Source organism: Petrotoga sp. SL27, from assembly GCF_002924605.1.
Classification (GTDB): domain Bacteria; phylum Thermotogota; class Thermotogae; order Petrotogales; family Petrotogaceae; genus Petrotoga; species Petrotoga sibirica.
On sequence record NZ_JAIP01000011.1, the window covers coordinates 60,950 to 73,164 of the forward strand.

Sequence of the window (12,215 nt, forward strand, 5' to 3'; positions counted from 1 at the left end):
ATTGAATTATTCAAGACATGATATTAATACGATTCCCAAAACAAATTTAGTTTTAGACCCAACACTGAAAAAAACAGAGGAAATAGTCGAACTAATAATCCAAAGATTTATGACAAAAATGAAATATCCAATATTGGCTTTTGATGGATATATTGGGGCAAATTGGGAGATGATTTTTAAAATCAAAGAGCTTTTAGAAAATCAAGACATTCAAGTTAAGTTGATAGATAGCCGTTACTTTTATAAGGATCCTAACAATATATGGGATATTATACAACCATTTATAAGTTTTGATCCTCATTTTGGCAAAATGTTTAAAGGGAAATTAGAAGATTTACTAAATGAAGAAAAAATAGAAATTATTAAAAAGACTATTAATAAAACAAATAAAGAGGTTATCATAGTTTATGGTTGTGGTTCAGTTAACAATTATATGAATAATGAGTATGATCTAATATTTTATTCCGATGTAACCCATGAAAACCTTTTAAATTATCTCAAAGAAGAAAAACTTTGGTTCATCCCCGAAAATGTTTCTACTGAAAATGGAGTAGCTGATGTTGGAATGTCAATTCAAACATTTAAGTTAACAAGATATATACTTATTCCTATTTTTAATGAACATAGAAGAACACTGTTAAAGAAAATGGATTTTTATATAGAAAATAATAATAACCTGAAAATTTTACCAAAGTTATGCTTTAAACATCTAATGTTAGAATTAGCTCAACGACCTTTCAAACTCAAGCCTTTATACATACAAAGCCCATGGGGTGGAGATTGGATGAGGGGGAAGAGAGGTCTGCCTATTAATTTTAATAATTTAGCTTGGACTTTTGAAGCCGTTACTTCTGATATGAGTTTATTAGTCAATTTTGAAGGAGATACATTTGAAATTCCCTTTGATTCTTTTTTGGCATCGAACCCAAAGACCATTATGGGTGAAAAAGCTTTTAAAAAATATAAATATTTTTTCCCAATCAGAGTTCATTACGATGATAGTTACAATGGAGGAAATATGGCAATTCAAGTTCATCCAGATGATTCTTACGTAAAAAAGTTTTTTTCAGAAAATGTTGGACAACAAGAAGCCTATTATATTGTTGAAACCAAAAATTCTTCAAAAGTTTTTTTAGGACTAAAGAAAGATACAGACTTAAAAAAGTTTTATGAGGAAGCTCTAAAATCCAAAGATATGAAAGTTGTTTTAGAATATGAAAAATATGTTAATGCTTTTTCAAGCAAAGCTGGGGATCTCTTTTTAATCCCTTCTGGAACGATACACGCGTTGGGAAAAGATCAAGTTTGTCTAGAAATAGGGACAAGTTATGGTTATACATTTCATGTCTACGACTATCTAAGACCTGATCTAAACGGGAATCTTAGGGAAATTCATCTTGAACATGCATTTAGAATGTTATATTCAAAATTACAAATAAACAAAGAGCCAAGTAACTTAAAGCCTCAACCTATAATGATTGACAAGTGCGATGATTCAGCTGAATACTTATTAGGCAAGAGAAATGATATGATTTTTGAAGTTCGTAGGGTTGATTTTAAAGAAAGATGGGAGGATAATACCAACGGAAATTTCCAAGTATTAACATTAATAAAGGGGGAGAAACTATTCATCAAACCAAAAAATAAGGTTTTGGGTATGACAACTCTCCAGAATTTAAGAACCATAATTATCCCTGCTACACTGGGAAATTATGTTTTAGAAAGTGATGAAAGCTGCACAGTTATAAAAGTAACTTTAACAAAATAATTAATCTTAGTTGGAGGATGATAAAGTGTACGCTGTAACTTTTGATATGGGAGGGACTTACTTAAAATCAGCAATTGTTAACGATAAAGGAGAGATTTTAGAAGGAAGTTTTAATAAAAAACCTTCGAAGTCCAAATGTTCAAAAGAGACAATAATAAATAATATAGTAAATTTATTGAACTTGGAAATAAGAAAAGCATTAGATTTATCTTTAGATATAGTCGGCCTTGGGATTGGAATACCTGGACCAGCGGATTATGAAAAGGGAATACTATATATTCCTCCAAAACTAAATAAATATCATTCCCTATATGGAGTAAAATTAAAAGAAGAAATCGGCAAAAAAATAGGAGTTGAAAATATCATATTCGATTCTGATGCTTCTTTATTTTTGAGGGGGGAAAAATGGATAGGAGCAGCAAAGAATTTTAACAGAGTGATAGGGATTACGTTAGGTACAGGGTTAGGATCTGCGTTTATGATGAATGGAAAAATTATAGTAGACAGTAAGATTACTCCGCCAAAAGGTTGGATAGGGGGAATGAAATTCAAAAATGGGATCGTAGAAGACTTTATTTCAGCAAGGGGAATCACTTCTCGATTTAAGCAATTGAAAAAGGATAGTTCGATTTGCACCGTTGAAGAAATAGCAGCTCTTGCTTCAAATGGAGATAAAACGGCTAAGCAGGTTTTTGAGGAATTGGGAAAAACTCTGGGGAAGGTTTTGAAGCCTATTGCAACAAAATTCAAGCCTGATTGTATAGTCTTGGGAGGTCAAATATCAAAATCCTTTCCCCTGTTCGAAGTAGCTTTAATTCAGGAATTAAGAGCCCTACCTTTCGAAGTTAGAGTGGAAGTTGCAAATTTTATTGAGTTAAGTTCCCTATATGGTGCAGCAAAACTTGTTTTTTCTACCTACTTAAAATAATAGAATAAGAGTTATACTCAAACTTAATCTTCTTCAAATATTATACTTAAAAAATACTATTTAATTTAAAATGTAAAATCTTGAAATGTAGTTATGAAAAGTTAAATTTTAAAATTTATTAAATTTATTATATAAAGGTGATAAAAATGGAAAAAGGATTTGTTCATGAATCGCTTGTATTCTATAGTGAATCATTGAGAAGGTACATGAAATATTCTATTTATCTTCCTTCTAATTATGAATCTGATTTTAGAAAATTTCCACTTGTGTATTTGCTGCATGGTTATAATGGTAATGAACTGAATTGGATTCAAAAAGGTCGAATCGATCAAACTCTAAATTATATGATTTATAAACAGGAGATTCCTCCATTCGTCGTAGTGATGCCAGATGCAGGAAATAGCTGGTATATAGATTCTTCCGAATATAACAAGTATGAAAGCGCCATAGTTAATGATTTAGCAAATTATATAGAAGATAGATATGAAGTTAGCTCCGAAAGGGAAAATAGGTTCATTTGTGGTTTATCAATGGGGGGTTATGGTGCATTAAAAATTGCTTATAAATACCCCACGAAATTTTATGCTGTTGGGAGCTTAAGTGGTGTGATTACGCGACAAATTCCACCTAAGGAAAGAATTGACACTTTTCGAAATGATAATTGGCCTTTTACTTCAGAAAATTGGGAAAAAGAAAACATTTTTAATTACATTGACTCTCTTAAGCAAAGCGGAGTGAATATACCTACATATCTTTCTTGCGGATATGATGATTTCTTAGGACTTTACTCGGGAGCATGTGACCTACATCATCAGTTACAAATGAAAAAACTTCCTTCGGAACTTCATATTAAAGAAGGTAATCATAATTGGAAATTTTGGAAAGAAGAAATTAAAGAAGTATTAAAATTTTTCACAAAAATTATTGAATTATACTAGCTGTTTTATCATCAATTGGATCGCTATCTAGGAGGTCAAAATAAAACATGTTAGAAAACATAACCAAGAAAAAGTTAGAAAATGGATTAAGAGAAGTTAAAAACTTACAAAATCTAAGCGTTATCCAAATTCCACAAATGGAATACTTTGAAGACAAAGAAAGAAGATTTAAGCCTGAATTCAACGATTCAATAGACTGGAAAAAGATAGTAAAAGAGGAAAGGTGGGGAGGGTACGATAAGGTATTTTGGTTTAGAAAAAATATCAAGTTACCTGAGAATATTGAAGAACCGCTTTTTTTAAAGGTTTTTTTGGAAAAAGACGGTGATCTGGACGTTATCCCTGATTATCCTGAGTCTTTACTCTTTGTAAATGGTCAATTCGTTCAAGGTATAGATAAATACCATAAAGAGGCTATAATATCGCCAAAGGTTTTTCAAGGAAATGTTTTGAACGTATACTTAAGGTCATGGACTGGTTTGCGAGGAGAATTAAATTATACGTTTTCCGGTTTGGAACTTTACAAAATAGAAAAATATTCACAAAAGTACTATTTCCTGGCAAAGAATATTCTTGAGACTATTGATCAACTCGGTGAAAATGATATTGTAAAAGTAAAATTGTTCAACATTCTAAATGAGTCTTACAAAAGAATTAATTTTACAAAGCCTCGATCCAAAGAATACTATGAATCAATAAAAGACAGCTATAATTTTTTGCAAGAAGAATTGAAAAAACTGAGAAATTTTAAAATGGATTCTCCAAAAGTTGTTTTGACAGGCCATTCTCATATAGATATGGCATGGCTTTGGACAGTTTTACACACAAGAGAAAAAGCACAAAGAACCTTTTCGACGGTCCTCAACCTAATGCAAGAGTATCCAGAATATATATTTATGCACTCTTCTCCGGCATTGTACAAGTTGTTAAAAAATGATTACCCTGAGTTGTATGAAAAAGTAAAGGAAAGAATAAAAGAAGGCAGATGGGAAGCAACCGGTGGTATGTGGATAGAGTCGGATTCTAACATATCTCCAGGTGAGTTTTTGATAAGACAGATACTATTTGGGAAAAGGTTCTTAAAAGAAGAGTTCGGAATTGATTCTAACGTTGTATGGTTGCCCGATGCATTTGGTTACACTTATGCCCTTCCTCAGATAATAAAGAAAAGTGGAATGAAATATTTCGCTACAACCAAAATTAGCTGGAATGAAATCAACAAATTCCCTTACGATACATTTTGGTGGAAAGGTATCGACGGTACTAAACTTTTATCTCACTTTATTACGACTCCAGATAAAAACAATTACTTTTATACATACAACGGTATGGTGGAGCCTTTCACGATAAAAGGGATATGGGATAACTACAAACAAAAAGATATAAATGATGAATTACTTCTTGTCTTCGGTTGGGGAGATGGGGGAGGAGGCCCAACATATGAAATGTTAGAAAATTATCGAGCAATAAAAGAAATCCCAGGATTACCCCAAGTGGAGATGGGAAGAGTAGAAGACTACTTTGAGAGATTGGAAGAAAGAATAAGAGATAAAAATGTCCCAGTTTGGGATGATGAGTTGTACTTTGAACTACATCGAGGTACGTATACTTCACAAGCCTTTGTGAAAAGGGAAAACAGAAAATTAGAAGTATTGTACCATAACGCAGAATTTTTAAATTCTATGGTTTTGAAGTTATTAAAAGATTTTGAATATCCTAAAAATTCCTTGACCGAAGGTTGGGAACTGTTATTATTAAACCAATTCCACGATATCTTACCAGGTACCTCAATAAGAGAGGTTTATCAAGATGCAAGAAAAGATTTTGAAAAGATAAATGGGATAGCTAACAAAGAGATTGAAAGAGCTATTTCTATGATTTCACAGGAAATAAAAAGCCAAGAAGACAGTTTGGTATTATTCAACACCACTTCCTTTGAAAGGGACGAAATTGTAGAGTTAGAAAACGGTAAAAAAACGTTGGTTAGGGAAATACCCTCTTTTGGTTATAAAAGTATTAAGGTATCCAATTTGGAGCAAAGACAAATTGATGAAAAAATGATTGTGAAAGAAGATTACATTGAAAACAGATACTATATAATTGAATTCAACAAAAAGGGACAGATTAGAAGGTTATACGATAAAGAAAATAAAAGGGAAGTATTGGAAGAAGGCAAATTAGGAAATGTACTTCAAACATTCGAAGATAAACCTTACTTTTTTGACGCATGGGACATTTCTCCATATTTCAACGAAAAGATGAAAGAAGTTACGGATTTAATCGAAGTGAAAGTAGAAGAAGAAAGCCCTTTAAAAGGTGTTTTAAAATTTTCTTGGAGGTTTTATGACTCCATTATTGAACAAAAGATCATCGTATACAACCACACAAGAAGGATCGATTTTGATACGCAAGTTGATTGGAAAGAGAGACAAGTTTTACTAAAAACAGCTTTTCCTGTTAATATAAGGAGCACAAAAGCTACCTACAACATACAATTTGGAAACATAGAAAGAAGTACAACCAACAATACAAGTTGGGATATAGCAAAATTTGAAGTCCCTGCACAGAAGTGGGCAGATCTTTCAGAAGCCAACTATGGAGTTTCCCTACTAAACGATTGTAAACATGGGTACGATATTAAAGAAAACGTTATGAGACTTACTCTTCTAAGATCCCCAATCGAACCCGATGAAACCGCTGATAGAACGGAACATATATTCGTTTACTCTCTTTTACCACACACTGGAACATGGAGAGATTCACAAGTAATACAAGAAGCCTACAAATTGAATTATCCTATTATAGTTAAAAAGATAGAAAAAAACGAAGAAGGAAGTTTCCCTGATAATTTCTTCTTTATCAAGGTTAATGATCCTGATGTGGTAATTGAAACCATAAAAAAAGCAGAAGATGACTACTCTGTACTTGTTAGACTGTTCGAAGATAAAGGCAGCAGAAAAAAGGAAGTTGAAATAGAATTTTTCAAAAGTATAAAAAAAGCGGTTGAATGTAATTTAATTGAAGAAGAGGAAAAAGAAATGGCATTTAAAGATAATAAAATTCTATTCAATATAACACCATACGAAATAAAAACCTTTAAAGTGTGGCTTTAATTTAAGTTAAAGGCGGATTTTCTCCGCCTTTAGTTTATTAAAGCCATTCTCTTTCCATATAATGAGTATGCAACAATTGATGTGATTTTTCGCTTCCCGGCCTTCCTAAATATTCGTTGTATAGTCTAACAATTGATGGATTTTCATGGGACTTTCGAATTATCTTTGATTTGTCAACAACATTCAAAGCATCTATTCTCTTTTTAATCACGTTGAAATCACCATGATGATATGGTTGGCCACCGCCTCCAACACAACCTCCTGGACAAGCCATAATTTCTATTAAATGTAATTCTATCTTTCCCGATTGAACGTCTTCCAAAAGCTTTCGTGCGTTACCTAAGCCATAAGTAACTCCAACTCTTAATTTTTTCCCATCAATTTCAACTTCTGCAACTCTTAAAGACTCATACCCATGAAGCTGCTCAAATTCTACTTCTTTTAGTTCATTCCCGGTTATCCATTCATAAGCGGTTCTTAAAGCTGCCTCTGCAACTCCTCCCGTTCTACCAAAGATAGCCGCAGCGCCTGTGGATTCTCCTAAAGGACTGTCGTACTCCCTTTCTGGGACAGCCTTGAAATTAATTCCTGCTTCTTTGATCATTTTTGCCAGTTCTCTGGTGGTCAATACATAATCAACATCCCTGTATTCGGGTGATGCGTTTATTTCTTCTCTAGCTGCTTCGTACTTTTTGGCTAAACAAGGCATTATAGATACAACGGTTATATTTTTTGGATCAATATTATTTTTTTGTGCATAGTAACTCTTTGCAATCGCCCCAAACATCTGTTGAGGAGACTTCGCAGAAGAAGGCATCTCGAGCAAGTCAGGGAATTGATGTTCGATAAATTTAACCCACCCTGGACAACAAGAAGTCAACATGGGTAAAAAACCACCATTTTCTAACCTTTCTTTGAACTCTGTAGCTTCCTCCATTATGGTTAAATCTGCTCCAAAATTGGTATCAAATACTTTATCAAAACCCATTAGTTTTAAAGCACCAACCATCTTGCCGGTAGAGATAGTTCCAGGCTCGTAGCCGAATTCTTCTGCTAATGCCACTCTTACCGCAGGAGCGGTTTGAACTACAACGTGCTTCTCCTCATTTTCCAATTCTTTCCATACTTCGTCTATGTAAGATCTTTCAACTAGAGCCCCTGTAGGACAGACAGCCACGCATTGTCCACAGAATGTACAAGTTGTTTCTTCTAATGGCAAGTCAAAAGAAGGTTTGACAACGGCGTCAAAACCTCTGTCTATTGCTGAGAGAACACCAACCGTTTGAAAATCGTTACACATAGTTTCACATCTTCTGCACATAATACATTTGTTAGGATCCCTAATTATTGCTGCAGACATATCTTGAACATAATTAGATGTCTTCCCAAAGTAAGGATTGTTCACAACGTGCAGTTCAGCAGCAATTTTTTGTAGTTCGCAATCACCATTTTTTGGACATTTTAGACAATCTTGTGGATGATCGGATAACAACAACTGAACAGCGGTTCTTCGAGCTTCTACTGCCATCCTCGAATGTGTTTTTATTTTCATTCCTTCAAATACGGGCGTTGTACAAGCTGGGGCTAAAGTTCTTCTACCTTCTATTTCAACCATACATACTCTACAAGAAGAAGGCTTATTTTCGATATTAATATCCTTTAAGTTCATATAACAAAGTGTTGGTATATAACCCCCAAATTTTTGAACAGCCGTTAAAACGGTATCTTTTTCGGAAGCTTCAAATTCATGATCATTTATATATACTTTAGGCATTTATTATTTTTCCCTCCTAACCAAAAATTTTAATCGTCTTTAAAAACTTGATTTAACGCTCCTTCAACCCACTCCACACTAATTCAGATGAAGGGGTTTTATATTTTATTTATACTATTCTTATTGCATTAAACCTGCATGTTGAGTAACAAGACCCGCATTTTATACACTTTTCTTGTTCAATTATATGAGGTTTTCTCAATTCACCTTGTATCGCTTCAGTAGGACATACCCTTGCACAGGCGGTACAACCTGTACAATTTTCTGGAATTATTTCGTACCTTATTAAATTCTTACATACACCAGCTCGACAGTTTCTGTCCAATATATGTTCTTTATATTCATCCTCAAAATACCTATAAGTAGATAGTATCGGATTTGGAGCAGTTTGTCCTAAACCACATAAAGAACCATTTTTTACGACATTAGCCAAAGTTAACATATGATCGAGATCTTCCAGTTTAGCGTTCCCAGATGTTATTTTTTCCAATATCTCTAAAAGTCTTACGTTTCCTACACGGCATGTAGTGCATTTACCGCATGATTCATCAACTGTAAATTGAAGATAGAATTTTGCAACATCAACCATACAAGTATCTTCATCCATAACAATCATTCCACCAGAACCCATCATCGAACCTAGTGCTTGAAGGCTATCGTAGTCTATGGGGGTATCCAAATATTCTTCGGGAATACATCCTCCAGAAGGGCCTCCCGTTTGAACCGCTTTGAACTTTTTATCCCCTTTGATCCCTCCACCTATATCAAAGATTATCTCTCTCAAAGTTGTCCCCATTGGAACTTCAACGAGACCCACTTTTTTAACGTCTCCTGCAAGTGCAAACACTTTCGTACCTGGAGAATTTTCTGTTCCGTATTGTTTGAACCAATCAGCTCCATTGAGTATTATAGGAGCTATATTTGCAAGTGTTTCAACGTTGTTTATCACGGTCGGTTTTTTCCACAAACCACTATTTGCAGGAAAAGGTGGTTTGTTGGTTGGCTCACCACGAAGACCTTCTATCGAATGAATCAAAGCGGTCTCTTCACCACAAACAAAAGCCCCAGCTCCCAGTCTGATCTCTATATCAAATGAAAAATTACTCCCTAAAATATTTTCTCCCAGCAATCCATACTTTTTAGCTTGTGAAATAGCAACTTTTAACCTAGCAACAGCCAAAGGATACTCTGCTCTTATGTAAATAATCCCTTTTTGAGCACCAATTGCGTACCCAGCTATAGCCATACCTTCTAACACAGAGTGGGGATCACCCTCTAATACTGATCTATCCATGAATGCACCTGGATCGCCTTCATCAGCATTACATATTACGTATTTTTGGTCTCCTTTAGCTTGCATAGCGAATTTCCATTTCAAACCGGTTGGAAACCCACCTCCACCTCTACCTCTCAAATTTGAGTCTAATACTGTTTGAACTACCTCTTCTCTTTTTGAGTTAAGCGCTTTTGCTAGGGCTAAATAACCGTTATTTTTTAAATAATCTTCAATGTTTTCAGGATCAATATTTCCAGCGTTTCTTAAAACGATTCTTACTTGTTCAGGCATCGTTTTACCTCCCTCAAATTGCTTTTTTGTGGGTTTCCTCTATCATTAATTCTTCTGCGATTTTTCCTTCCACTAAATGGGTTTTTACTAGATTTTTTACATTCGATTTCGTAACGTTACCATACAAAACTGGTTTTTTGCCAGGTTCGTTAACTTCTACTGTTGGCTCAGCATAACAGTATCCTAAACATCCTGTCTTAATAACTTCAATATTTTCTAATTTTTCTTCTTGTATCTCTTTTAGAAGCTCTTCATAAGTTTCATCAGCTCCTGCTGAGATACCACAAGTCCCCAAAGCAACTTTTAATACAATTTTATTCTTATTTTCTTTTTCTTTGAGTTCATTTATCAACGATTCTAATTGCTCTAAACTATTTAATTTAGGCATGGAAAAACCTCCTATTAACTATTTTTCTCTTTGGCTCTATACTCTCTAATTATTTTTCTTACATCGTTTCTTTTAAGTCTCCCATATACTTTTTCCCCTATTTTTACCACCGGTGCCAAACCACAAGCACCTAAACACCTAACCGGATGAATGGAAAATAATCCATCATCGGTTACCTCTTCTTCTTCAACATTTAAAATCTTTTTGAATTCATCTAAGATTTCATTTGCTCTTCCCACGTAACAAGCTGTTCCCAAACATACGCTTATAGGATACTTACCTTTAGGTTTTGTGGAGAAAAAATTATAAAAGGTTACAACACCATAAACTTGAGAAGAAGGGATCTTCAGTTTTTTTGCCACTAATTTTTGCACTTCATCTGGGATATATCCTAGATTTTCTTGAACTTTATGCAAAACTTCAATCAGAAAACTTCTTTTTTCTACTTCGGTTTTGTCCGTCAAATCGAGTGAATTAAGATAAGTTTCAACATCTTTTAATTTGCTCTGAAGAAGTTCTTCCATTCATTTTCCTCCTCGTATAATAGATTTTATCATACATAATACATATAGCTCCCCTTTGCCCCACTCCCCCCCCATAAGGATGAAGAAGCTTTACCCTTTGCCTCGCTCCTCCATTAGGAAAGGACCTTCGGTACCTTAAATCCAGTGGCCTACGCATAAGGAAAGAGAAAACTCTATCCAAACACAGAAGAATAAAAGTTAAAAATTTCACTAATTAGGTTTCTGATTAATTATACCATTTTTATCTTTTTGGTAATTTAATAAAATATAAAAAATTTATTTAAATTAGTACAAGAAATCTCCCACCTATTCTTTTCTTCCGTTAAATTGTTCTTGTACTGTTTTATTAGAATTAAATTTTGTAACTATGTACTTTGCATCGTAGAAATATTCAAGTGAACGATTGTTTCTTCTGATTTGTTCAAAGTATATATGCTCTATCCATAAGACCACTGACAATAACCTATTTTACAACGTCCTTCGTCGCCCCCGGTACCAGCTTCCGGGCACGCTCGAGTAGCTTTGCGTTGATCGCAACGATGATGGTACTGAGTGACATGAAAGCAGCGCCGATTGCGGGTGAGAGCAGAATGCCCCAAACGTATCCGACTCCAGCTGCAAGTGTTAGGGCGATGGCATTGTATCCTGTAGCCCAGAGGAGATTTTGGACCATTTTTCTGTAAGTGGCACGCGACAGGGCAAGGATCGGGATCGTCAGAACGAGAGAAACCCAGAAGCGCTTCTGAAAATCAGCAATCATTCCACCGTGATCATGGCCGTTGGAGTCGTGTCTGGAATCGTCATGGCCTCGGTGGTTATTATTACTATTCATATCTATTACCTCCTCGGATTTGCTACTTTGGTACCAAATTAAGCTAAACCTAGTTATAATATTTTTCCCTTTTTTATGAACCATTGACCTTATCAATTTCAAACAGCTGTTTTGACTTTTGCTAAAGGGCTTTCATGTATCATAAAATAGCATCCTTATCATCCATCCCACGCGGGGAGGATATAAAAATTGTAACTTATTTTTTTACACTCAAATTAATATGAATTACCAAAGAAGTAACTCCCTAGTGCAAAAAAACTCCCTATTATTTTAGCTGTTCTCTTATGATTATAATGGCTACTGCCTCGCCTACTACAATAATCAGATTAATTATTCCTTTTTAGGGGAACAAAATCTTTGAAAACTATTAAAATGGCATTATT

Annotated in this window: 7 protein-coding genes and 2 pseudogenes; 4 read left to right on the forward strand and 5 right to left on the reverse strand. The window is 34.3% G+C overall.

From position 1 onward, the window contains the following. Position 1: 1 nt before the first annotated feature. The 4 genes from AD60_RS03825 to AD60_RS03840 all read left to right on the forward strand — a co-directional run bounded on the left by AD60_RS03825 (position 2) and on the right by AD60_RS03840 (position 6,747). On the forward strand, positions 2–1,768 hold the full coding sequence (locus AD60_RS03825; RefSeq protein ID WP_103927375.1) for a class I mannose-6-phosphate isomerase: 1,767 nt from the start codon (positions 2–4) through the stop codon (positions 1,766–1,768). A gap of 25 nt (positions 1,769–1,793) precedes the next feature. Continuing rightward, positions 1,794–2,696 carry an ROK family protein gene (locus AD60_RS03830; RefSeq protein ID WP_103927376.1) on the forward strand — a complete coding sequence of 301 codons (903 nt, stop codon included), beginning with the start codon at positions 1,794–1,796 and terminating at the stop codon, positions 2,694–2,696. 146 nt (positions 2,697–2,842) lie between these two features. Continuing rightward, entirely contained in the window at positions 2,843–3,634 is a 792-nt protein-coding gene (locus AD60_RS03835) for an alpha/beta hydrolase family protein (protein WP_103927377.1), read from the forward strand. Between the two features lie 47 nt (positions 3,635–3,681). Further along, a complete protein-coding gene (locus tag AD60_RS03840) occupies positions 3,682–6,747 on the forward strand; it encodes an alpha-mannosidase (RefSeq protein ID WP_103927378.1) in 3,066 nt (1,021 codons plus the stop codon). Between the two features lie 37 nt (positions 6,748–6,784). Here the strand turns inward: AD60_RS03840 and AD60_RS03845 are convergent, their stop codons facing one another. The 5 genes and pseudogenes from AD60_RS03845 to AD60_RS03865 all read right to left on the reverse strand — a co-directional run. Continuing rightward, positions 6,785–8,521: an NADH-dependent [FeFe] hydrogenase, group A6 gene (locus AD60_RS03845; protein ID WP_103927379.1), complete on the reverse strand. Its 1,737-nt coding sequence runs from the start codon at positions 8,519–8,521 to the stop codon at positions 6,785–6,787. Between the two features lie 109 nt (positions 8,522–8,630). After that, positions 8,631–10,476: pseudogene (locus AD60_RS03850) on the reverse strand (NADH-ubiquinone oxidoreductase-F iron-sulfur binding region domain-containing protein). Positions 10,477–10,490: 14 nt separating this feature from the next. Beyond that, positions 10,491–11,000 (reverse strand): NAD(P)H-dependent oxidoreductase subunit E, encoded by a 510-nt coding sequence (locus AD60_RS03860; RefSeq protein ID WP_103927382.1) that lies wholly within the window; start codon positions 10,998–11,000, stop codon positions 10,491–10,493. A 306-nt stretch (positions 11,001–11,306) separates the two neighbouring features. Then, positions 11,307–11,459, reverse strand: coding sequence for a hypothetical protein (locus AD60_RS10160; protein WP_158248372.1), 153 nt, complete (start codon positions 11,457–11,459; stop codon positions 11,307–11,309). 4 nt (positions 11,460–11,463) lie between these two features. Further along, positions 11,464–11,703 (reverse strand): annotated as a pseudogene (locus AD60_RS03865) (hypothetical protein); the annotation flags it as partial. Positions 11,704–12,215 lie beyond the last annotated feature (512 nt).